Genomic DNA, 21,866 nt, shown 5'->3' with positions numbered 1-21,866 from the left:
TGGGTCTCACTGCCCAGGGCGGACGAGTGGGGGTCTTGTTGAGGCGGCTGAGGCACGTTCTGTTTCTGTGGTCCGCGGCCACGCTCCTCTGTCTGCTGCCCGCCGCGCCCGCCCGAGCAGCGGACGACGTCTGCAACACCGGACAGTTGAAGTCGGTTCGAGCCACCGCATCGGTCCGGTTCACACACGAGGACGAGAACTACAGCAAGGCCGAGGGGCGCCTCACCATCAAGGTGCCCAAGTCCTGGAGCCAGGCGTCGGACCTCCTGCTGAACGGGGACACGGAGCGGCACCGGACGGCGATGCGGTGTCTGCTGCGGTCTCCCGACGACGACGCGTTCCGGGATACGGAGGGGCGCACCAGGGCGCCGAAAGTGACCGTCGGGAAGAAGTGGGTGACGGTCGACCAGCGAGTCATGACCTGGGTGGTCGCTCTCGGCACCCGCGAGTTCGGGCCCTGGAAACTCACCGTCCACCCTCGGCTGTGGAACCTGGAACTGGTCCGCCCGTCCGCTTTGGACGACTCCTGGTGGCAGGAGATCACTGTCGATCTGGGCGGAAGAGCCGCTCGGAGCGTCTCCTCCTCGCCGACATCGGGCGCCACCACCGACCTCACCTGGAGCACGGCGAAGCCGGGCGGTGCGCCTCCGGAGGTGCGGGTCACCCTGCAACCGCCGGCTGCCAAGGCTTCGGCGGCACGGTGGAGCAACCAACCCTGGTTCGTCGTGGACGCGTTGCTCTGGCTACTGCTGCAGGTGGTGTTTCTCGTCCTGCTCCTGGTCGTGGTCCGCACAGTGCGTCGCACCCCAGCCACCACCCCGCGCGCCGACTCGGAGGTCCGTACCGTCCGCAATCTGTTGTCCGTGGGCTGGCTGACGTTCGCGATTTCCGTCGTCCAACTCCTCGCGAGCCCCGCACTGGGTTATCTCGCTGAGCAGAGCACGGGCCCGTACTGGATGAGAGATCAACGCATCCCACTGCACTTCGGGCTCACCGTCCTTACCGGTCTCGCGCTGTGCGTGTTCGGCAGACCCGGACGGACCGCCGGCGGTCTCGTCGCCGCCGCCACCGGCTACGTGACCGTGGTGGTGTGTCGCCCCCATTGGCTGGCCTTGCCCTCCCAGCTCTTGCTCGACTGGGAGAACTTCCCCGACGAGGCGCACCACTTTCAGGAGACCCACGCCATGGTGGCGTTCGCCATGGCCTGCGCGTGCGTGATTCTCATCTGGCTCGTGGGTGCAGTGGCGTCGTTGCTACGGCTGTGGCGCGCTCTCGATGCCCCAGTGGCCGGACGGCCGTGGGGCCGCTTCCCGCACAGCCTGCTCGCCGCTCTGATCGCGGGATCCACGGTTGTCACCACGGTGAGCGTCTGGGCTGCGGAAAACCTGTGGGAGCACCAAAGCTGGCTCAGTAGGCGCAACGGAAACGATCTCTACGGGCTACGGCACGTGACGGCGGTCTTCAACGACCTGCGCTGGTTTCCCGTCGACTGGCTGGACTGGTTCTACGGCGGCAGCCTCTGGTGGTGGTGCCCGTCGCTGGCGATCCTGGCCCTACTGCGGGCCCGTGCCAAGGCGACGGCCAATCCCCAGGCTGTAGTCCCCACACCGGCAGACCTGTGCATTTTGAAGGTCTTCTTCATCTACTCCGTCGGGCCGGTGGTCGGCTGGTACGCGGGTGTCCCGCTGCCCCTGCTTCCCATGCTGGCGCTCTGGCTCGCCCTGACAGGTCTACTCGCTCTCGGCACCAAGCGCGCGATCCTGTACCGGAAGCTGTCCTCGGGCCACAGGCTGCACGAACTGGTGAAGGAACCCGACCGGCAGCACCTGCTGAGGGCGGCGCGCCAGCACCGGGAGTTGCACGCCCAACTGCGCCGACTGGAACAGGGCCAGCAGGACGAGAACCGCTCCAAATTGGAACGCGAACTGGACCGGCTGCACCGGCTACCGCACCCCGCCCCGCCATCGGGCCTGCCACGCACCTGGATACGGCTTCCCGCATCCATCAGCCCGGTGGAACTGGCCCTGGCTTGGGGGCCACAGGGCACCTCATGGGATAACGCCTGGCGAGCCGCACGTCTCACCGCACTTTTCTCGGTGCCCGCAGTGGTGATATTGACCTGGGCCAATCAGGTGCGTGGGGATCAATGGGGCGAGAAGTACTTTCAGCGCTTTGGACTCGCCGAGACCGTGATGCACGCGCTGGAGGTGGAACTCATCTGGATTGGCGCCGGTTTCACGCTAGGCGCGCTGTGGCGGGTCCTGCCCGGACGACGCGGTCCGGTCCGCGCCTTCGGGCTGGCACTCGCCTACGCGGCTCCGGTGTTCGTGCAGTGGGCCGGTGACTGGATGGTCGACCAACCCATCAACAACTGGCCGCTCAATCTGAGCCTCACGCTGCTAGTGCTCACTCTGACCGGAGTCGCGATGGACATCGACACTTTCCGTGGGGAGAGGCGCTACTGGCCGACCAGAGCGGGCCTGCTCCTGTCCCTCTACCAGTGGCGTACGGCGTCGGTGCAGGTGGCGTTCCTGGTCGCCCAGATCGTGGCGCTGGTCACCATCTGGCAGCAGCTCAAGGGCAACGAGCCGATGATCCTGATCGAGCGGAGCCCCAACGAGAGTGGTGGCGGCACCGAAGGCAACCCTCCCTAGAACGCGCCTACCCAGGTGCGTCGGGGCTGAGGGACGTGCTTGAAGATATCCACTGTCCGACCGCTCTTGAACCCGCCAACGGCAACGTCGTGCGAGCGGTTCTGACCGACACGGACATCGTGCTCGTCCCTCCTCCTACTCGACGTTCCCTGGTGCGACGCTCCGGAGCCATCAGCACCGGTCAGACACGTGAGGAGGAGAACACCCGCTTCGGCTTCGGGGCACAATGCGGCGGCGAGACCGGCTCCTCCGCGCTGGAGGAAAATGCGCCGGGCTACCGCCCGCGCCCGTACGTGTACGGGCCGGGCTCCCCGGTCCCGGGCGGGCCTCAGGGCCGGGGGCCCGCGGCGGGGTCGGCGTCCTCGCGCGGTGGCAGCGGGAAGAAGCCGCTGGTGCGGGCGGCGTACGCGGCGAAGCCGGGGCGGTCCGCCATGTGCCGTTCCAGCAGCCGCTTGCCGCTGCCCGCGATCAGCAGGTAGCTCATCAGGGCGGGCGCGGGCAGTCCGAGCGCGGCGACGCCCGGGTGTCCGGCGTCGACGAGTCCTGCGGCGGCCACCAGGTACAGGCCCCACCAGACGCAGAAGTCACCGAAGTAGTTCGGGTGCCGGGTGAGGCGCCACAGACCCCGGTCCATGACCTGACCGCGGTGCGCCGGGTCGGCGGTGAACCGCGCCAGCTGGAGGTCGCCGACCCCCTCGAAGAACAGCCCGACGCACCAGACGGCCGCGCCCGCGACCGCCACGGCGAGCGCCGCCCCGGAGGGCGTGCCCGCGTACTGCCCGGCCTGCACCGGCAGGGAGATCAACCAGACCAGCGCCGCCTGCGGCAAATACACCAGCAGCAGGGCGCGCAGCGCGGGGTGCCGGATGCCGGAGCGGCCGAGCATCCGCGCGTAGCGCGGGTCCTCGCCCTTGCCGCGCGAACGCCACGCGATGTGCAGGGACAGCCGCAGGCCCCAGACCGCGGTGAGCACGGTCAGCAGCAGCCGCTGCCCGGCGCCGCCCTCGTCCGCCGACAGGGTGTACGTGGTGACGGCGACCGCCGCGAACGCCGTACCCCAGGCGATGTCCACGACCCGGTGCGCGCCCTTGGCGACCCCGATGCCGAACGTCACCAGCAGCACCGCCAGCGCGACCGCCGCCGCCACCGCCGTGTTGGTGCCGAGGGCACCCCACGGGAAGCCGCTCATACCGCCCCCACCCCGCTCTCCTCCGCACGTTCCTCCGTGCCGTCCTCACCGGTCCGGCCCCCGAACGCGTACCAGGCGCCGGGGGTCCCCGTGACCCCGCTCTCCCCGACCGGGCCGGGCCGTACGGCGAGTATCTGGTCCACGCCCATCCGGCCCTCCTCGAACGAGAGGGCGCCGCCGACGAGGTACAGCCGCCACACCCGCGCCGTCGGCTCCCCCGCCAGCGCGACGAACGCCTCCCAGCGGCTCTCCAGCGTCCGGTGCCACTCCCGTACGGTCCGCACGTAGTGCTCGCGCAGCGACTCGGTGCCGCGCACCTCCAGACCGGCGTCCTCCAGCAGCGACACGGTGCCGCCGAGCGGCCGCATGTGCATGTCGGGCGCGATGTACGTCCCGATGAACGCGCCGCCGCCCGGCTCGTACGCGCCCCGCGACATCTGCTGCACCAGCAGCCGTCCGCCGGGCCGGAGCGCCCGGTGGAGGGTGGCGGCGAAGCCCGGGTACTCGGCGTCCCCGACGTGTTCGCCCATCTCGATGGTGGACACCGCGTCGTAGCCCGCCGCGTCCAGGTCGCGGTAGTCGCAGCGGCGCACCTCCACCAGGTGCTCCAGCCCGCGTTCGCGCACCCGGCCCCGTACGGCCGCGGCCTGCTCGGTGGAGAGGGTGACGGCGGTGACCCGCGCGCCGTGCTCCGCCGCCGCGTGCAGGGCCAGGGCGCCCCAGCCGCAGCCGATGTCGAGGAGGCGGGCGCCGGGGGTCAACGCGAGCTTGCGGCAGACGAGTTCGAGCTTGTCGCGCTGGGCGTCGGCCAGGCCGTAGCCGGGGTCGTCGTCCCGGGTCCAGTACGCGCAGGAGTACGCCATGGACGGGTCGAGGAGCAGCGCGTAGAAGTCGTTGCCGAGGTCGTAGTGGTGGCTGATCGCCGCCCGGTCCCGCGTCCGGCTGTGCAGCGCGCCGTCGAGGCGGGCGTACGGCGCGGCCGGTGGGCGCGGGCGGGGTCCGACGGCGCCGAGGCGCAGCAGGAGGGCGGCGGCGCGCAGCCGCTGCGCCGCGGTGAGGCGCGGCGGGCGCAGGCCCTGCTCGCGCCCGGCCCGCCACAGGGTGCGCAGCGCCTCGGTGAGGTCGCCCTCGACGTCGACCTCCCCCGCCAGGTACGCCTGCGCCAGGCCGAGTTCGCCGGGCTGCCACAGCAGGCGGCGCAGCGCGCGCCGGGAGCGGAGCACAACCAGGGGCGCGTCCACGGGCCCGGCGGTGCTGCCGTCCCAGGCGCGCAGGCGTACGGGCGGCGGCGCGCCGAGGAGTTGCCCGAGGGCGTCGGTGAGCCGGTGTGCCGCGCCGCTCACGCGGTCACCTCCCCCTTCTGGAACAGCAGTTGGCGTACGTCGAGGTAGCCGGAGCGGAACCCGGCCTCGGAGTAGGCGAGGTAGAGGTCCCACATCCGCTGGAAGATGTCGTCGAAGCCGAGGCTCCGCACCTCGGCGGCGGACGAGTGGAAGCCCTCGCGCCACAGCCGCAGGGTCTCCGCGTAGTGCGGGCCGAAACCGTCCGAGCGGACGAGGTCCAGCGCCGTGCGGTCCCGCGTGACGCGCTCGATGGCCTCGACGGACGGCAGCATGCCGCCGGGGAAGACGTACTTCTGGATCCAGGTGTGGGTGTTCAAGGTGGCGAGCATCCGGTCGTGCGGCATGGTGATGGCCTGGAGCGCGGCCCGTCCGCCCGGCTTCAGCCGCCGGTCGAGCACGCCGAAGAACTCCGGCCAGAACTCCGCGCCGACGGCCTCGATCATCTCGACGCTGACCACGGCGTCGTACTCCCCGGTCAGCTCGCGGTAGTCGGACAGCAGCACCTGGACGCGGTCTTCCACGCCCGCGTCCCGTACCCGTTCCAGCGCGAGGCTCCGCTGCTCCCCGGAGAGGGTGACGGAGACGACGGAGGCGCCGCGTTCGGCGGCCCGTACGGCCAACTCGCCCCAGCCCGTGCCGATCTCCAGCAGCCGGGTGCCGGGGCCGACCTCCGCCAGGTCCAGCAGCCGGTCGATCTTGCGGTGCTGGGCGGCGGGCAGTTGGGCGTGGGTGGCGGGGAACGTCTGGAAGACGGCGGAGGAGTACGACATGGTCGGGTCGAGGAAGAGCGCGAACAGGTCGTTCGACAGGTCGTAGTGCCGCTGGATGTTGCTGCGGGAGCCGGTCACCGTGTTCCGCTGGTCCTTCGGCTGCCGCCGGGCCCACACCCCGCGCAGCCGCTGGAGCGGCGCGGGCACCAGGGTGCCGACGTGGTCGGCGAAGACGGTGAGCACGCCGACCAGGTCGGGCGCGTCCCACTCGCCCGCCATGTACGACTCGCCGAAGCCGATCAGCCCGTGCGCGCCCACCCTGCGGTGGAACGCGTCGGGGTCGCGCAGCTCCAGCAGCGGGCCGCCGAGCCCGAGCGTCCGGCCGTCCGGCAGCCGTACGCGCAGCGGCAGCCGCGAGAAGGCGTGCCGGACGAGCCGCTCGGTGACGGCCGCGCGCAGCGCGCCGCCCGGCGGCGGCCCGGTGACGTCGGGCCAGCGGTCGAGCGGGTTCCCGCTCGGGTCGCCGGCGGCGGCGCGGGGCTCGCCGCCGGTGCTCCGGTCCGGCCGGGTGGCGCGGCGGGGCTCCGGCCGGGTGGTGCGGCCGGGTGATGACGGGGTGACGCTCACTCCATACCCTCCTGGGTCCGGTGTCGGGGGCGCGGCTGGACGGGCAGTCCGCGCAGGTAGAGCCGTATGCCGTGGAAGCGGATGGCCGCGGACACGGCTGCGGTGGACCAGCGGTGCCGCACGGCGGCGCGCAGCAGGCCGGTCGGGGTCGCCGGGTGGCGGTCCCCGCGTACGGCGGCGGTGAACGGCGTCGTACCGCCGTCCCGGTGCAGCCGCACGGTGAGGTCGAGCGTCCGCGCGGGCTCCGGGAGCCTCATGCGGTAGCGGCCGTCGACGGGGAAGAACGGCGAGACGTACAGCTCCTTGTCGGCCTCGGCGGTGTCGCGTCCGTCGGGGCGCAGCAGGTAGCAGTGGCGTTCGCCGTACGTGTTGTGGACCTCCGCGACGACGCAGCTGGGCGAGCCGTCGGCGCGGTGGCACCAGTACAGGGTCAGCGGGTTGAAGACGTGGCCGAGGACCCGCGCGTGCGCCAGCATCAGCACCGGCCCGTCCGCGTCCCGTACGCCCTGGGCGGCGAGGAACCGGTCGAGGCCGGTGCGGATGTCCGGCGCGGTGCCGCCGAAGTGGTCGCGGGCGTCGAAGCGGGCCAGCGGGCGCAGCGCGCGGGGCAGTCGCGGCAGCCGGTCCAGGTCGACGAACCACAGGTACGTGCGGTGCCGGAAGTGGTGGCGCAGCGGCCGGGAGCGGGTGTGCGAGACCACGCAGCGGTAGAGGGCGGGCACCGAGGGACCCGCCTCCTCCGCCGTACCCGGCTCCGCCGCTACGGGCCGCTCCGCCGTCACCAGCGCACCCCGAGCGCCTCGGCGGCGTGGACCCCGGAACGGCAGCCGTCCTCGTGGAAGCCCCAGCCGTGGTAGGCCCCGGCGTACGCGGTGACGGGGCCGCTCAGCGCGGGCAGCCGCCGTTGCGCGGCGACGGACTCCGGGGTGTAGACGGGGTGTTCGTACACCATGCGGGCGCGGACCCGGGCCGGGTCGACGGCGTCACCGGCGCCGAGCGTGACGACGTACCGCTCGGGGGCGTCGAGCCGCTGGAGCCGGTTCATGTCGTAGCTGATCCGCACCTGGTGGGCGGCGGGCCCGCAGTCGGGCAGCAGGTAGTTCCAGGACGCGGCGGCGCCGGGGCTGCGGGGCAGCACGGAGGTGTCGGTGTGCAGCAGCGTCTCGTTGCGGGAGTAGCGGAACGCGCCGAGCACCGCCCGTTCCTCCGCGGTGGCGTCCGCGAGGAGCCGCAGCGCCTGGTCGGGGTGGACGGCGAGGACGACGGCGTCGTGCTCGTGCGCGCCGCCGTCGTCGGTGACGATCCGCACCCCGGACGCGTGCCGCTCCACCGTCCGGACGGGCGTGTCCGTACGGACGGTGTCCAGCTGCTTGCCGACCCGCTCCACGTAGTCGCGGGAACCACCGGTCACCGTGCGCCACGTCGGCGAACCGCGGACGCCGAGCATGCCGTGGTGGGCGAGGAAGCGGAAGAGGTAGCGCGCCGGGTAGCTCAGGGCGGTGCCCGGCGGGCAGGACCAGACGGCGGAGACCAGCGGGACGGCGAAGTGCGCCGTGAAGTACGGGGAGTAACGGCCGTCGGTGAGGAACTCGCCCAGCGTGCGGAGCGGCCCCTCCTCCTCCTCCTCCGGTTCCCGCTCCAGCAGCCGCTTCGCCTCACGGTGGAAGCGGGGCACCTCCGCGAGCATCCGCAGGTAGCTGCCGCGGAGGACGTTGCGGGGCTGGGCGAGGAGGCCGCGCGGGCCGCGGGCCCCCGCGTACTCCAGGCCGCAGCCCTCGCAGCGCACCGACATGCTCATCTCCGACTCCTGCGTGGCGACGCCCAGTTCCGCGAAGAGGCGGCGCAGCAGCGGGTACGTCCGGTCGTTGTGCACGATGAAGCCCGAGTCGACACCGCGGCTACGGCCGTCCGGGCCGACCAGGTCGTGCGTGTGCGCGTGCCCGCCGAGCCGCGCGTCGGCCTCGTACAGCGTCACGTGGTGGGCGGTGCGCAGTATGTACGCGGCGGTCAGCCCCGCCACACCGCTGCCGATCACGGCCGTACGCCGCCTTCGCTCCGTCATTGCGCTCCCTGCCCGGTGTCGACACCACTGCCGGGGCACGTGCCCCGACTGGGTATTCGGTGCCGACGTGGCCGTGGATTGGTCCCGACGTACGCCCGTCACCAGCGGCTATCCGACGTACGCACGAGTTCCCACTCGTTTTGATGACAGACCAATCCGGGGGATCACCGGCCCCGAATGGGGGGTGTGAGCGAGACCAGGGAAGCGACGGAACCGACGGCGGCAGCCCGCCGTACCGGCTGGGCGCGCCGCGCGCTGCGGCCCGCGCTCGGCGCGGCCGCCGGGCTGCTGAGCGGCGCCTGCGCGCTGGGCGTGGCCGAGCTGGCGTCGGTCCTCGTGCGCCGCGAGGCGAACCCGGTGGTGGCGGTGGGCGGAGCGGTCATCGACCGGACGCCGACGCCGCTGAAGGAGTTCGCCGTACGGAACTTCGGGACGAACGACAAGCTCGTCCTCCAACTCGGCATCTTGGCGCTGCTCGTCCTCTTCGCCGTCGTCCTCGGCTGCCTGGCCCTGCGCCACCGGCGGGCGGGCGCGGCGGGCGTCCTGGTCTTCGGCCTGGTCGGCGGGGCCGCCGCGCTGAGCCGTCCGAAGGCGGAGACGTTCGACCCGCTGCCGTCGGTGGTGGGCGCGCTCGCGGGCGCGGCCACGCTGTACCTGCTGTCCGGACTGCTGGCGGCTCGCGGCACGGCGCAAGCGGGAGCCGGGCGGGTCACGGCGGACACCGACGAGGACGAGGCCGAGGGGCCCGACAAGCCCGCGGAGGAGCACCCCCTCGGGTCCCCCGGCGCGTTCGACCGCCGCGGGTTCGTCGTCGCCGCGGGCGGTGTCGCCGTGGTGTCCGCGGGCGCGGGCGCCGTCGGCCGCACCCTCAACTCGCGGCGCGGCGCCGAGGCCGTCGCCTCCCGCGACGCGGTACGGCTGCCCACCCCGGCCTCGAAGGCGGCGCCGGTCCCGCGCGGCGCGGACCTCGGCGTCCGCGGCGTCAGCCCGTACTTCACGCCGAACGCCGACTTCTACCGCGTCGACACCGCCCTCGTCGTCCCCAAGGTCAGCGCCGACGGCTGGAAGCTCCGCATCCACGGCAAGGGCGTCACGACCCCGGTCGAGGTGACGTACGACGACCTGCTGGAACGCGAGCTGGTCGAGCGCGTGATCACCATGACCTGCGTCTCCAACGAGGTCGGCGGCAAGTACGCGGGCAACGCCCGCTGGCTCGGCGTCCCCCTCGCGGAGCTGCTGCGCGAGGCGGGCGTACGGCCCCCGTCACGCGGCGGACCCGCCGACCAGCTGGTGGCGCGCTCGGTGGACGGCATGACGCTCGGCTCACCGGTGGAGACCGTCATGGACGGCCGCGACGCGATGCTCGCGGTCGGCATGAACGGCGAGCCGCTGCCCTTCGAGCACGGCTTCCCGGTCCGGATGCTGGTCCCCGGCCTGTACGGCTACGTGTCCGCCTGCAAGTGGCTGGAGGACCTGGAGCTGACCACCTTCGACGACTACGACACGTACTGGGTGAAGCGGAACTGGTCGGAGAAGGCGCCGATCAAGACCCAGTCCCGGATCGACACACCCAAGTCGTTCGGCCAGGTCAAGGCCGGGAAGGTCGCGGTCGCGGGCGTCGCCTGGGCGCAGCACACCGGCATCGACAAGGTCGAGGTGCGGGTCGACGACGGCGCCTGGCAGCGGGCCCGGCTGGCCGACGAGGACAGCCGCGACACCTGGCGCCAGTGGGTGTGGGAATGGCCCGCCACCCCCGGCTCGCACACCCTCCACGTCCGTGCGACGGACCGTACGGGCTACACACAGACCTCCGAGCGCGTCGGGACCGTACCCGACGGCGCCACAGGGCGGCATTCGGTGGTGGTCAGCGTGGAGTGACCACGGTCCGGTACGCGGGCGCGCCACCCGGGCGCGCGCCACGCACCGCGACTGCTCCCCCCAGATCCGCAGTCCCAGCTGAGCGAGTGAACCGGTTCAGCAGTTTTCTGAGCACAAGACACGTACAAGGAGCATTCTGATGATGTCCAACCGTTTCCGCCGTAGCGCCATCGCCGCCGTCGCCGCCCTCACCCTGCCCCTGGCGCTCACCGCCTGCGGCTCGGACGACGACGACGACAAGAAGTCCGACTCCAGCTCCAGCGAGCAGAAGGAGCAGAAGTCGGAGGAGCCGACGGAGGACGCGCAGCAGGCGGGCGCCAAGCCGTTTGGTCCGGGCTGTGCCTCGGTGCCGGAGTCGGGCAAGGGCAGCTTCGACGGGATGGCGAAGGACCCGGTGGCGACCGCGGCCTCCAACAACCCGGAGCTGTCGACGCTCGTCACCGCGGTCAAGAAGGCCGGTCTGGTGGACACGCTCAACAACGCCGAGAACATCACGGTGTTCGCGCCCACCAACGCCGCGTTCGAGAAGATCCCCGAGAAGGACCTCAACGCCGTGCTGAGCGACAAGAAGATGCTCACCGACGTGCTGACCTACCACGTCGTCGGCAAGAAGCTGGCGCCGAAGGACCTGGAGAGCGGCACGTACCCGACGCTTCAGAAGAGCGACCTGAAGACCGCGGGCTCCGGCGAGGAGTACAAGGTGAACGACAACTCCACCGTCGTCTGCGGCAACGTGCCGACGGCCAACGCCACCGTGTACCTCGTCGACACGGTGCTGATGCCGGAGAAGTGATCCCCGCCCGCGACGGCGGCGCCGGGCCCACCGGTGCCGCCGTGGCGGCCGTTCGACGCCGCCGGTGACGGCGGCCCGGACCCCTTCCCCAGGGTCCGGCTGGGAGGCCCCCGGCGGACCGTTCCGTAGGCGCCGGGGACCGTACTGGCTGAGGAGCTCCGTCGGGCCGCGCGGGCCGTACCGCCCGCGCCGCCCGTGACTCAGCTCGCCCCGTGGCCCGCCGCGATCTCCTCGATCCGGCGGGCCAACGCCACGTCCAGCTCCGTGACGCGGCCGCCCACGCTGTGGGTGTTCACCGACACGCCCAGCGTGGCGTAGCCCAGCGCGAGGTCGGAGTGGTGGTTCAACTCCTCCTGGATCGCGGCCACATGGACGACCATGGCGGCCGCGGGCAGATGCCCGCCGAAGGCGTACTCCCGCACCAGCCGCCCGTCGGCGGCCCGCCAGCCGGGCAACTCCGCGAGGGCCTGCTCGGTCTGCTCCGGCGTCAGCGGTTCGGGTGCCATACGGGTCCCTCCGTCGGTTCCGGCTCCGTCGGTACGTACGCGGGGCCGCGCCGTCCGCGCGGCGCCCCGTCACGTACGCGCGGCGCCTCGGTGCGTGCGCGGTGCCTCGGTACGGGCCCCAGGGTGCCACGCGTACGGGGCGCCGCGCGGGAGCGACCGTGCCCGTCCGACGGGGTGGCGGTTGTGGTGGCCACCGGGCGGGGCTACTGTCGCTGGGCCTTGGTGTTCGGGAAACCGGTGGAAGACCGGTGCGGCCCTCGCCACTGTGATCGGGAAGTCCGGCTCCATCCCTCCGGGGAGGCCACTGGACGCCACGGGAGACCGCGGGGTCCGGGAAGGCGGAGCCAGGGCGGCACGACCCGTCAGCCAGGAGACCGGCCAGGGTGCGCTGTCCATCCACGAGGTGCTGGAGAGGTCTTCCCTGCCATGCATATAGCCGAGGGGTATCTGCCCCCGTTGCACGCGGTCGCCTGGACCGCCGCGTCCGCCCCGTTCGTCGTCCACGGTGTCCGTGTCCTCACCCGCGAGGTGCGGGAACATCCGGAGAGCACGCTGCTGCTGGGCGCCTCGGGCGCCTTCACGTTCGTCCTGTCCGCGCTCAAGATCCCGTCCGTGACGGGGAGTTGCTCCCATCCGACGGGTACGGGACTGGGCGCGATCCTGTTCCGGCCGCCGGTGATGGCGGTGCTCGGCACGATCACCCTGCTGTTCCAGGCGCTGTTGCTGGCCCACGGCGGCCTCACCACGCTCGGCGCGAACGTCTTCTCGATGGCGGTGGTCGGCCCCTGGGTCGGCTACGGGCTGTACCGGCTGGTGCGGCGCCTCGGACTGCCGCTGATGGTGGCCGTGTTCGCGGGCGCGTTCGCCGCCGACCTGAGCACGTACTGCGTCACGAGCGTGCAGCTCGCGCTCGCCTTCCCCGACCCGGGCAGCGGAGTGCCGGGCGCGCTGGCGAAGTTCGGCGGCATCTTCGCCGTCACGCAGATCCCGTTGGCGGTCAGCGAGGGTCTGCTCACCGTGCTCGTGATGCGGCTGCTCAGCCAGTCCAGCGCGGGTGAGCTGATCCGACTCGGGGTGTTCGCGCGCGGGAACGCGCGTCAGGACGGGCAGCAGGGCGACGAGCAGGGCCAGGACCGGCAGCGGAAGCGGGTGGCGTGATGCGCGAGGACCACGGGAACGGGAACGCCGGTACGGACACGGCCACCGGTACGGACGCCGCGGACACGCCCCGTACGACGGAACGGCCGCGCGGCGCACGCCGATTGAGCCGCGGCGGGCGGATCAACGCGCTGCTCCTGCTGGCCGTCGCGGCGCTGGCGGTGCTGCCGCTCGCGCTGGGGCTCGGGGAGGGCGAGGAGGAGCCGTTCGCCGGTGCCGACGCGCAGGCGGAGACCGCCGTGACGGAGAACGACCCGGACTACGAGCCGTGGTTCACGCCGCTGTACGAACCGCCGTCCGGCGAGATCGAGTCGGCGCTGTTCGCGCTCCAAGCGGCGCTCGGCGCGGGCGTGTTGGCGTACTACTTCGGGCTCCACCGGGGCCGCCGCCAGGGCGCGACGGCGGTCGCGGCGGACGGCGGTGCGGGAGCCGGTACGGGTACGGGAGCCGTTACGGACGGGGGCCCGGGGGACGCGACAGCCCCCGTTCCGGGCGCCGTCGGGGGCCCCGGCCCGGACCCGGGCCCCGGCGCGGGCGGCGGCGACGGCCCGCGCCCGTAGCGCCGCGTGCTGCCGATCGACGCGGCGGCGCACAGCAGCCGCTGGCGCCACCGCCACCCCCTGGAGAAGGCGGTGCTCGGCCTGGGCCTGACGGTCCTGGCGATCACCCTCCCGGCCTGGCCGGGCGCCCCGCTGGTGGCCGCGGCCACCCTCGCCGTGCTGCTGGGCCCGGCGGGGGTGCCCGTACGGCGGTTGTGGCGGGCGTTCCGCCTGCCGCTCGGCTTCTGCGTCACCGGCGCGGTGCCGCTGCTGTTCCGTGTGGGCGGCCCCGGCGGCGGCCTGGTGGCCCTCGACCCGGCGGGGCCCGCGCACGCGACACAGTTGCTGCTGCGAACGTCGGCGGCCTCGCTCGGGCTGCTGCTGTTCGCGTTCACCACCCCGGTGTCCGACGTGGTGCCCCGGCTCGTACGGGCCGGGGTGCCGCCCGCGGTCGTCGACGTCGCGCTCGTCACGTACCGCATGAGCTTCCTGCTGCTCGACTCCGTCTCCCGCGTCGGGCAGGCGCAGGCGGCCCGGCTGGGCCACAACAGCCGCGCCGCGCGGTGGCGTTCACTCGCGGGGCTGGGCGCCACCGCGTTCGTGCGGGCCTTCGACCGGGCCGGTCGGCTCCAGACGGGGCTGGCCGGTCGCGGCTACGACGGCACGCTGCGCGTGCTCGTGCCCGCGACGCGCGTCTCCGGCCGCTTCCTGACCGCGACGGCCGCCCTGCTGGCGGGCGTCACGGCGCTCACCCTCGTACTGGAAGGGCTCGTCACATGACCACGGGCACGTCCCCCGGAGCACACCCCGACCAGGGGCCGCGGCCCGAACCGCCACCGGTACCGGCGGTCCCGCTGGTGGAGCTCGTCGGCGCGTCGTACGCGTACGACGAAGGGCCCGCGGTCCTGCGGGACGTGGACTTCGCCGTCCCGGCGGGCCGTTCACTGGCGCTCCTCGGACGGAACGGCAGCGGCAAGACCACCCTGCTGCGCCTCCTCAGCGGCGGCCTGCGGTGCTCCTCCGGCCGACTGCGCCTGGCGGGCGACCCGGTCGCGTACGACCGCGCGGGCCTGACCCGGCTGCGCGGCACGGTGCAGCTGGTGGTGCAGGACCCGGACGACCAGCTGTTCGCGGCCTCCGTGGAGCAGGACGTCTCCTTCGGGCCGATGAACCAGGGACTGCCGGAGGACGAGGTACGCGCCCGGGTCACGGACGCGCTCACCGCGCTCGGCATCGCGGAACTGCGCGACCGGCCCACGCACCTGCTGTCGTACGGGCAGCGCAAACGCGCCGCCCTCGCGGGCGCCGTGGCGATGCGGCCGCGCGCGCTGATCCTCGACGAGCCGACCGCGGGCCTGGACCCGCACGGCCAGGAGCGGTTGCTGGAGGTGCTGGACGGGCTGCGGGACGCGGGCACGACCGTCGTGATGGCCACCCACGACGTGGACCTGGCGCTGCGCTGGGCCGACGACGCCGCGGTCCTCGCGCCGGGCGGGCCGCGTACCGGACCGGCCGCCGAACTCCTCGTCGACCGCGAGCTGTTGGCGGCAGCCGGGCTGCGTACGCCGTGGTCGGCGGCGGTGGCCGCGGCGCTGCGCGCGCACGGCCTGCTGGAGGCGGGCGAGGCGGCGCCGCGCACTCCGGAGGAGCTGGCGCGCTGGAGCAGTACGGCGGGCGGCTGAACGGGCGGGCGCGCGCGGGGCGTCGGGCGCTGGGGGCTCGAACGGGCGCGGACGCGCGGGACGTTGAGGCGTGGGGCGGCGCGTCGGAACGGCGCGCGCCGGGAGCGTTCCGCCGCGCGGCGGCCGGTTGCCCCGGCCCGGGACGGATACCCGGGCGGAACGGGGGCAGGAGCCCGGCAGGGCCCGCCCGCGCGCACGCCCCGGCGCTCACCGTTCGTACGAATTCCGGTGGCACATCCGCACACGTCCCGTAAGGTCGGGAATGGCGTCGCCCGTACGGATGTTTCCGACGTACGGGCGTAACCCCGCGTCCGACCTGCGACTTCACCGCGAGGGCGGCGGAGGATACAGCAGCCGGGGGGATTTCGGAGTGTAGCCAGCCCCCCTCTTCAAGGTGTGGTGTGCCCCCATAGGAAGAGACGTGCTGCGCGGCTGTCACCAGTGGTGCCGGGCACGGCAGGCTGCTCCCATGACGACAAGCACCGAAGGACCGCCCGCGCGGGAGCGCGTGCCAGGCCAGGGCAGCGATTTCGCCCGACTCTCCCGCCGGATCAACGAAGCGGGTCTGATGAAGCGCCGACCCGGCTACTACACGCTGCGGTTCACGCTCGTCGGCCTGGCCTTCGTGCTGGGCTGGGTGCTGTTCTTCGCCGTCGGCGAGAGCTGGTGGCAGCTGGCCGTCGCGGTGGTGCTCGCGGCCAGCTTCGGGCAGTTGGCGCTCCTCGCCCACGACCTGGCCCACTGCCAGGTGTTCACGAAGCGCCGCCCGACGGACATCGGCGGCCTCCTCGTCGGCAACCTGGGCATCGGCATGTCCTACGGCTGGTGGATGAACAAGCACACCCGCCACCACGCCAACCCGAACCACGAGGAGCTGGACCCGGACGTCGCGCCCGACATCCTCGTCTGGTCGCAGGAGCAGGCCCGCGAGGCGAAGGGCCTGGCGCTGTTCGTCGGCCGCCACCAGGGCAAGATCTTCTTCCCGCTGCTCACGCTGGAGGGCTTCAACCTCCACGTCTCCGGTCTGCGCGCGCTGCGCCAGCCGTACCTGAAGCGGCGCTGGGCCGAGGGCGGCCTGATGTTCGCGCACTTCGGCGCCTACCTCGCGGCGATCTTCCTGACCCTCCCGGTCGGCATGGGCATCGCCTTCCTGCTGATGCACCAGGCGGTGTTCGGCGTCTACCTCGGCTCCATGTTCGCGCCGAACCACAAGGGCATGCCCACGCTGCGCGGCGACGACCGTCCGGACTTCCTGCGCAAGCAGGTGCTCACGTCGCGGAACGTCAAGGGCAGCTGGTTCATCAACAACCTGATGGGCGGCCTGAACTACCAGATCGAGCACCACCTCTTCCCGAGCATGCCGAGCCCGCACCTGGGCAAGGCGCAGGTGATCGTGCGCGAGTTCTGCGCCGAGCTGGACGTCCCGTACCACGAGACCGGGCTCATCCAGTCCTGGCGCGAGGCGCTGCGGCACCTCGAAGAGGTCGGCGCCCCCATCCGGGAGCGCGCCGCCGCCACCGCGGACGCCTGACCACCGCGGACGCCTGACCCCCGGGTCACGGGCGACCGCCCCAGTCCGCCGACGGGCCACACCCCCGGGGCCCGTCGGCCACCATCGAGGAACGGGGAAGCGGGCCGGTACGCACGTACCGGCCCGCTCGCCGTTTCCGAGGGGCCGCTCGCGGTACGGGGGCCGGGGATCGCCGGGCCGACCTCCGTACGCCCCGGTCCGGCCGTACGCCGCGCCCCGCCCGTCAGCCGACCCGTTCCCCCGCCGCCGTGCGCCCGTCGTCGCCCCGCGCCTCCGCGAGCGGGTGCGCGTGCCGCACGCCGGGCGTACGGCGGGCCTCGCGCAGCCAGCGGCGCAGCACGCGGTGCACCTGCTCGGCGCCGACGAGTTCACCGGAGGCGACCGGCGGGGACAACCGCAGCGGCGACAGCAGGAACGCCTCGTTCTGCTCCCCGCCCAGCCCGCCGTGCGACCCGATCTGGTCCTCGAAGGCGTGCACCTCCCCGGTGGCCGGGTCGACGCGCGAGTTGACCATGATGTCGGCGGCGTGCGGGAAGCCCGCCGTACGCCGCACCGCGTCCGCCGCCCCCGGCCCGAAGGGCGCCAGCGGGTCACCGCCGCCGGTCACCTCCCCGGTGTCCAGGCGGAGTTCGCGCCCGCCCGCGCCGATCACCACCGGCCCGTACGCGTCGCTCCGTACGAGCAGGAAGCCGACGCCCGGATGGTCCGCGAGCGCCGGGAGGAGCGCCGGGTGCCGGGCGTCGATCGCCTCGCGCGCCATCCGTCCGGGCACGTCGGGGAACGAGACGAGCGCCAGGTTGCCCGACGCCAGCACCACCGGCCCGTGCCCGCGCGGCGGCCGGTCCTGGCCGCGTCGGCGGCCGGTGAGCCGGGACCGGCCCGGCTCCTCCGGGCGGTGCAGCGCGGCGCGTGCCGCCTCCCGCGCCTCGGCGCCGCTGGAGGTGCGCCCGGCGCGGCGCGACACCGGCAGCCCGCAGCCCGCGCGGACGAGGTCCTCCAGGGACAGCCCGTACGCGTCCTCGAAGGTCTGCCCGGCGCTCTGGCCGTGGTCGGAGAGGAGCACCACGCGGTACGGGCGCGGCGCGTGCTCGGTCGCCTTGACGATCATGCGTACGGCGCGGTCGAGGCCGCGCAGCACCTGCCGGGTGTCCCGGCCGCGCGGACCGGAGTGGTGCGCCACCTCGTCGTAGCCGACGAGGTCGGCGTAGACGGAGGCGCGCCCGCCGAGCACGTCGCCGACGACCGCGGCCACCACCACGTCGCGCTGCACGACGGTGACGAACGCCCGCAGGAACGGGTACACCCCGCCGCGCGGCACCCGCGGCGTCTCGCGGCGCAGCCGCGCGCGCAGGGACTGGAACACCTCGCGGAACAGTTCGGCGACATAGGAGACGGCGGTGCGGGTGGCGTTCGCCGGGTCGGAGAAGTACGCGAAGTACCCGGCGCGGGACCGGGTCTCGCGGCCCCGGCGGGCCGACACCGAGAGCACCAGGGCGAGTTGCCGGGCGCCGCCGCTGAAGAGGTTGCCGCGGCTGGCGCCGTCCGTCTCCAGCAGCCCGTACGTCCCGGCGCGGGCGACGGCCCGGCGCTGGAGCTCGGCGGCGCAGCTGGGCCGGTTGCTCACCATGACCTCGCCGGTCTCCTTCTCGTACCAACGGAAGGCGGGCACGTCGTGGTTGCTGCCGTGCAGGATGCCCAGCTGGCTGGCGCCGGTCTGGCTGGACCAGTCGGTGCGCCAGCGGGTCAGCCGGTGGGTCCCGGCGCGCAGCGCGGCGACCGTGGGCATCACCGGGTGCTCGCCCTCGGTGGCCTCGCGCAGCACCTCGTGGCCGAGGCCGTCGAGCTGGAGGAAGAGGACGCCCGGAGCGTCGTCCACCGGGCCCGCCGTCCCCTCCCGGCGACGGCGGCGACCGGCGAGCCGGGCCAGCCTGCGGCGGTACGCGCCGTCGTCCCGTACGGCGAGGAACGTGCTCGTGGCGGAGGAGGCCGCGGACATCACGGCGGCGACCACGACGGCCGTCTCCGGGTTGACGTCGCCGCGGTCCGGGGTGACGCGCAGCGCGAGCCAGAAGAGGGAACCGTTCAGGAAGAACACCAACAGCCCCAGCACCAACGCGGGCACCAGCAGCAACGCGCGGACCAGCAGCGGCCAGACCAGCGCGCTCAGCAGCCCGAAGGCGCCCGCGCCGACGGCGGCCGTCACGGCGATACGGGTGGCGCTGTCGCCGTCGGCCGACTGGAGCCGGAAGTCGGGCAGTCCCGCCGCGAGCAGCAGCATCGTCAGGGTGCCCACCGCCCACACCGCGAGCACGCGGAGGACGGCGCTGCCCACGGCGCGCCAGGGTGGCAGACGCAGTCGCACGCGGTCGTTCTCCTCACGTTCCGGTCACGCGCCGCCGCGTCCGCGCACGGCGCACGCGGTGGTGGCGTACGGGACGCGGCGGGCGCGACATCGCCCACTTTTTCACAGTGCGGGCGCCGGGAGCGTCGGAGTTCACCCCGATTCCGACCCCTACGGGGCGCCCGGCCGGTACCGGCGGGGACGCGGCGGGGCGTCGGCCGGACGTCGCTCGGGGCTGCCGGGCACATGGCGTCGTCCGTGACCAGGCCGAGAGGTGGCGGACAGGGCCTAGAGTCTGAGGGTGAGCGGCGTCGTCCGGCCGGGGCGCGTCCGCGGGCGGGAGGAGCGCGCGTGCCGGTGGAGGTCACGTGGTGGGGGCATGCCACCGCGACGGTCCGCGACTCGGGCGTCACCGTCCTCACGGATCCGCTGCTCGTACGGCGCCTGGCGCACCTGCGCAGACGGCGCGGCGCGCTGCCACCCGTGTCGGCGACGCGCGCCGACCTCGTACTCGTCTCCCATCTGCACGCCGACCACCTGCACCTGGGCTCCCTCAACCGGCTGCCGCCCGGCACCCGGGTCGTGCTGCCGCGCGGCGCCCGGCGCGCGCTGGCCGGACTGCGGCGGCTGGAGACCCTGCTCGACCTGGTCGAGGTGGCCCCCGGCGACGTGGTGCGCTCCGGCGCCGTACGGGTGCACGCGGTGCCCGCCGCCCACGACGGGCGCAGGCTGCCGTACGGGACGCACCACGCGCCCGCGCTCGGGTACGTGGTGGAGGGCGAGGCCCGTACGTACTTCGCCGGGGACACCGGCCTGTTCGACGGCATGGCCGACGCGGTCGGCGCCGTGGACGTGGCGCTGCTGCCGGTCGGCGGCTGGGGACCGTACCTGGGCGAGGGGCATCTGGACCCGGGGCGGGCGGCGCAGGCGCTCGCCCGGCTGGCGCCGCGCAGCGCCGTGCCGGTGCACTACGGCACGTACTGGCCGATCGGCATGGACGCGGTCAGACCGCACGAGTTCCACGCGCCCGGCGACGAGTTCGTCCGGCTCGCGGCGGAACTCGCCCCGCGCGTACGGGTGCACCGGCTGCGGCACGGGGAGACCGCGCGGCTGGAGCCCTCCGTATGAGCGGCGGGCCCGACGGTGGGCTGCTGGCGGGGGTCGCGCTGGCGGCGCGGGCCGTGCCGGTGGAGACGTCGCCGGAGGCGGTCGGCTACCCGTCGCTGTTCCTGCTGGTGGTCGTGGGGTCGCTGGTGCCGGTGGTGCCCACGGGCGCGCTGGTCAGCGGCGCGGCGGTGGTCGCGTTCCACCAGGGCGCCCCGGCGCTGTGGCTGCTGCTGGAGTTCGGGGTGGCGGCCGCCGCCGCGTTCCTGGGCGACGTCGGGCTGTACTGGCTGGGGCAGCGCGGTATGCGTTCCCGCAACGGCTCGCGCTGGCTGGAGCAGCTGCGCGAACGGGCGGCGCCGGAGCGGCTGGAACAGGCCCGCGAGAAGCTCGACCGGCACGGGGTGACCGTGCTGGTGGTGTCGCGGCTGGTGCCCGCGGGGCGCATCCCGGTGATGCTGGCGTGCCTCATGTCCCGGATGCGGCTGCGGGACTTCGTCCGCGGGGACGTGCCGGCGTGCCTGGCGTGGGCGGCGACGTACCAGCTGATCGGCGTCGCGGGCGGCTCCCTCTTCCCCGAGCCGTGGCAGGGCGTCGCCGCCGCGGTCGGCCTGACGGTGCTGGTGAGCGCGGCGCCCACGGTGTGGCGCCGGGTCCGCGGCGGGGGACGGCGCGGCGGCGGACGGCGCGGCTGAGGCCGGGTCCCCCGCCGACGGACCCGGCCCCTGCCGCCGTACGCGGCCGTACCCGGCCGTCAGACCCGGTCGGCCGCGATCAGCAGGTACTGGAAGGAGCCGTCCTTGTACGAGTTGATGAACGCCTCCTCGATGCCGGTGACCAGCGACGAGGTGGCCCGCAGCTCCCAGTACGGCAGCGTGTCCGCCGTCAGGTCCACGACGGCCGTCGGCACGAGGCGGTTGTCGGCCATCGCGCGGAGGTACTCCCGGCGGGAGTGGATGTTGCACTCGAAGTGCGCGTTGATCTGCGAGACCCACTTCGAGGGCTGCCCGTAACGCGGGTTCCAGCAGCCGGTGATGGTGACGTAGCGGCCGCCGGTGCGCAGGACGCGGGAGTGCTCGGCGAAGAGGTCGTCCAGGTCGACGTACATGCTCGACTCGTTGTTCCACGAGGCCGCCGCCGTGCCGGACTCGAACGGCGTGGCGAGCATGTTGCAGACGCGGGCCCGCACCCGGTCCTCGATGCCCAGGTCGAGGGAGCGCTGCTGGACGAAGTCGGCCTGCTTGGCGGAGAGCGTGACGCCCTCGACGGAGCAGCCGAACCGCTGGTGGGCCATGACCATCGAACCGCCGCGACCGCACCCGGCGTCCACCAGCGTGTCCTCGCGGCCGATGTCACCGAGGTGGTCGAGCAGCACGCCGGTCTGGGCCGACTCCAGGCGGTGCAGCTCCGCGATGAGCCGCTGCTCGTAGTCGCCGTCACCGACCTTCCCGAGGGCGGCGTGGTCGACCTCTCCGACGCCGTAGTGGTGGTGGTAGAGGCCGTCGACGTCCCCGAGACGCAGGTTCACCGGCCTGGCCTCCTGGTCCCAGTAGCGGGCGATGTCGTCCTGGTACGGCGACGACGGCGCGGGGACGAACGCGGAGGGGGTCTCGACGTCGGTGAACTTCGTGCTGGTCACGCAGTGGTCCTTTCTACGGTTCTCTCGGGTGGTGGGTGGTGCGTACTGCCCGGTGGGTGGTGCGTGCGGTGTCGAGGGCAGGCGTGGGTACGGGCAGGGGGTGCGGGCAG

General features: G+C 73.6%; 18 protein-coding genes and 1 riboswitch. Of the genes, 10 read left to right on the top strand and 8 right to left on the bottom strand.

Going from position 1 to position 21,866, the window contains the following annotated elements; genetic code table 11:
• The first annotated feature begins 35 nt into the window (after nucleotides 1–35).
• Nucleotides 36–2,654, top strand: a complete 2,619-nt coding sequence (locus tag D7M15_RS25395; protein WP_240649481.1) for a DUF6185 family protein — start codon at nucleotides 36–38, stop codon at nucleotides 2,652–2,654.
• 328 nt (nucleotides 2,655–2,982) lie between these two features.
• Here the strand turns inward: D7M15_RS25395 and D7M15_RS25390 are convergent, their stop codons facing one another.
• Genes D7M15_RS25390 through D7M15_RS25370 form a run of 5 tightly spaced genes read right to left on the bottom strand, consistent with a single transcriptional unit; the run spans nucleotide 2,983 to nucleotide 8,585 of the window.
• Entirely contained in the window at nucleotides 2,983–3,843 is an 861-nt protein-coding gene (locus D7M15_RS25390) for a DUF1295 domain-containing protein (protein ID WP_121519623.1), read from the bottom strand.
• Nucleotides 3,840–5,186: a cyclopropane-fatty-acyl-phospholipid synthase family protein gene (locus D7M15_RS25385; protein ID WP_121519622.1), complete on the bottom strand. Its 1,347-nt coding sequence runs from the start codon at nucleotides 5,184–5,186 to the stop codon at nucleotides 3,840–3,842. Before D7M15_RS25385 ends, D7M15_RS25390 begins: the two co-directional genes overlap by 4 nt.
• Nucleotides 5,183–6,523, bottom strand: a complete 1,341-nt coding sequence (locus tag D7M15_RS25380; RefSeq protein WP_121519621.1) for a cyclopropane-fatty-acyl-phospholipid synthase family protein — start codon at nucleotides 6,521–6,523, stop codon at nucleotides 5,183–5,185. Before D7M15_RS25380 ends, D7M15_RS25385 begins: the two co-directional genes overlap by 4 nt.
• Nucleotides 6,520–7,245, bottom strand: a complete 726-nt coding sequence (locus D7M15_RS25375) for a DUF1365 domain-containing protein (RefSeq protein WP_121521375.1) — start codon at nucleotides 7,243–7,245, stop codon at nucleotides 6,520–6,522. Before D7M15_RS25375 ends, D7M15_RS25380 begins: the two co-directional genes overlap by 4 nt.
• A gap of 56 nt (nucleotides 7,246–7,301) precedes the next feature.
• Nucleotides 7,302–8,585, bottom strand: coding sequence for an FAD-dependent oxidoreductase (locus D7M15_RS25370; protein WP_121519620.1), 1,284 nt, complete (start codon nucleotides 8,583–8,585; stop codon nucleotides 7,302–7,304).
• Between the two features lie 177 nt (nucleotides 8,586–8,762).
• Here D7M15_RS25370 and D7M15_RS25365 point away from each other — a divergent pair, with 177 nt between their 5' ends.
• Together D7M15_RS25365 and D7M15_RS25360 are read left to right on the top strand one after the other, a co-directional pair.
• Nucleotides 8,763–10,463, top strand: a complete 1,701-nt coding sequence (locus tag D7M15_RS25365; RefSeq protein WP_121519619.1) for a molybdopterin-dependent oxidoreductase — start codon at nucleotides 8,763–8,765, stop codon at nucleotides 10,461–10,463.
• A 139-nt stretch (nucleotides 10,464–10,602) separates the two neighbouring features.
• Nucleotides 10,603–11,256 carry a fasciclin domain-containing protein gene (locus D7M15_RS25360; protein ID WP_121519618.1) on the top strand — a complete coding sequence of 218 codons (654 nt, stop codon included), beginning with the start codon at nucleotides 10,603–10,605 and terminating at the stop codon, nucleotides 11,254–11,256.
• 200 nt (nucleotides 11,257–11,456) lie between these two features.
• On the opposite strand, the gene D7M15_RS25355 is transcribed toward D7M15_RS25360, so the two are convergent.
• The gene (locus tag D7M15_RS25355) at nucleotides 11,457–11,762 is read right to left on the bottom strand and encodes a 4a-hydroxytetrahydrobiopterin dehydratase (protein ID WP_121519617.1); all 306 of its coding nucleotides are present in this window, start codon (nucleotides 11,760–11,762) and stop codon (nucleotides 11,457–11,459) included.
• Nucleotides 11,763–11,965: 203 nt separating this feature from the next.
• Nucleotides 11,966–12,160: riboswitch (cobalamin riboswitch) on the top strand.
• A gap of 28 nt (nucleotides 12,161–12,188) precedes the next feature.
• Here D7M15_RS25355 and D7M15_RS25350 point away from each other — a divergent pair.
• From D7M15_RS25350 to D7M15_RS25330, 5 genes are all read left to right on the top strand, one after another.
• Complete coding sequence (locus D7M15_RS25350; RefSeq protein ID WP_240649480.1) at nucleotides 12,189–12,920, top strand: energy-coupling factor ABC transporter permease; 732 nt, start codon at nucleotides 12,189–12,191, stop codon at nucleotides 12,918–12,920.
• A gap of 104 nt (nucleotides 12,921–13,024) precedes the next feature.
• Nucleotides 13,025–13,480 carry an energy-coupling factor ABC transporter substrate-binding protein gene (locus tag D7M15_RS25345; protein ID WP_121521373.1) on the top strand — a complete coding sequence of 152 codons (456 nt, stop codon included), beginning with the start codon at nucleotides 13,025–13,027 and terminating at the stop codon, nucleotides 13,478–13,480.
• A gap of 6 nt (nucleotides 13,481–13,486) precedes the next feature.
• Nucleotides 13,487–14,239 (top strand): cobalt ECF transporter T component CbiQ, encoded by a 753-nt coding sequence (cbiQ, locus tag D7M15_RS25340; protein WP_121519616.1) that lies wholly within the window; start codon nucleotides 13,487–13,489, stop codon nucleotides 14,237–14,239.
• Complete coding sequence (locus D7M15_RS25335; RefSeq protein WP_121519615.1) at nucleotides 14,236–15,141, top strand: ATP-binding cassette domain-containing protein; 906 nt, start codon at nucleotides 14,236–14,238, stop codon at nucleotides 15,139–15,141. The genes cbiQ and D7M15_RS25335 overlap by 4 nt, the downstream gene beginning before the upstream one ends.
• Before the next feature lie 469 nt (nucleotides 15,142–15,610).
• On the top strand, nucleotides 15,611–16,672 hold the full coding sequence (locus tag D7M15_RS25330) for an acyl-CoA desaturase (RefSeq protein WP_121519614.1): 1,062 nt from the start codon (nucleotides 15,611–15,613) through the stop codon (nucleotides 16,670–16,672).
• A gap of 223 nt (nucleotides 16,673–16,895) precedes the next feature.
• On the opposite strand, the gene D7M15_RS25325 is transcribed toward D7M15_RS25330, so the two are convergent.
• On the bottom strand, nucleotides 16,896–19,034 hold the full coding sequence (locus tag D7M15_RS25325; protein ID WP_121519613.1) for a phage holin family protein: 2,139 nt from the start codon (nucleotides 19,032–19,034) through the stop codon (nucleotides 16,896–16,898).
• 330 nt (nucleotides 19,035–19,364) lie between these two features.
• Between D7M15_RS25325 and D7M15_RS25320 the strand changes: the two genes are divergently transcribed.
• A complete protein-coding gene (locus D7M15_RS25320; RefSeq protein ID WP_121519612.1) occupies nucleotides 19,365–20,141 on the top strand; it encodes an MBL fold metallo-hydrolase in 777 nt (258 codons plus the stop codon).
• Nucleotides 20,138–20,812, top strand: a complete 675-nt coding sequence (locus tag D7M15_RS25315) for a VTT domain-containing protein (RefSeq protein WP_121519611.1) — start codon at nucleotides 20,138–20,140, stop codon at nucleotides 20,810–20,812. The genes D7M15_RS25320 and D7M15_RS25315 overlap by 4 nt, the downstream gene beginning before the upstream one ends.
• Before the next feature lie 59 nt (nucleotides 20,813–20,871).
• Here the strand turns inward: D7M15_RS25315 and D7M15_RS25310 are convergent, their stop codons facing one another.
• Nucleotides 20,872–21,756 (bottom strand): geranyl diphosphate 2-C-methyltransferase, encoded by an 885-nt coding sequence (locus tag D7M15_RS25310; RefSeq protein ID WP_121519610.1) that lies wholly within the window; start codon nucleotides 21,754–21,756, stop codon nucleotides 20,872–20,874.
• Nucleotides 21,757–21,866: the final 110 nt, after the last annotated feature.

The organism is Streptomyces sp. Z26 (genome assembly GCF_003665095.1).
GTDB lineage: Bacteria > Actinomycetota > Actinomycetes > Streptomycetales > Streptomycetaceae > Streptomyces > Streptomyces phytohabitans.
This window is presented reverse-complemented; position numbering and strand designations above follow the sequence as displayed.

Excerpts from the sequence above, each read along its gene's own strand:
- D7M15_RS25390 (WP_121519623.1), bottom strand. The coding sequence starts at position 3,843 with ATGAGCGGCTTCCCGTGGGGTGCCCTCGGCACCAACACGGCGGTGGCG.
- D7M15_RS25370 (WP_121519620.1), bottom strand. The coding sequence starts at position 8,585 with ATGACGGAGCGAAGGCGGCGTACGGCCGTGATCGGCAGCGGTGTGGCG.
- D7M15_RS25365 (WP_121519619.1), top strand. The coding sequence starts at position 8,763 with ATGGGGGGTGTGAGCGAGACCAGGGAAGCGACGGAACCGACGGCGGCA.
- D7M15_RS25360 (WP_121519618.1), top strand. The coding sequence starts at position 10,603 with ATGATGTCCAACCGTTTCCGCCGTAGCGCCATCGCCGCCGTCGCCGCC.
- D7M15_RS25355 (WP_121519617.1), bottom strand. The coding sequence starts at position 11,762 with ATGGCACCCGAACCGCTGACGCCGGAGCAGACCGAGCAGGCCCTCGCG.
- D7M15_RS25350 (WP_240649480.1), top strand. The coding sequence starts at position 12,189 with ATGCATATAGCCGAGGGGTATCTGCCCCCGTTGCACGCGGTCGCCTGG.
- D7M15_RS25335 (WP_121519615.1), top strand. The coding sequence starts at position 14,236 with ATGACCACGGGCACGTCCCCCGGAGCACACCCCGACCAGGGGCCGCGG.
- D7M15_RS25330 (WP_121519614.1), top strand. The coding sequence starts at position 15,611 with ATGACGACAAGCACCGAAGGACCGCCCGCGCGGGAGCGCGTGCCAGGC.
- D7M15_RS25315 (WP_121519611.1), top strand. The coding sequence starts at position 20,138 with ATGAGCGGCGGGCCCGACGGTGGGCTGCTGGCGGGGGTCGCGCTGGCG.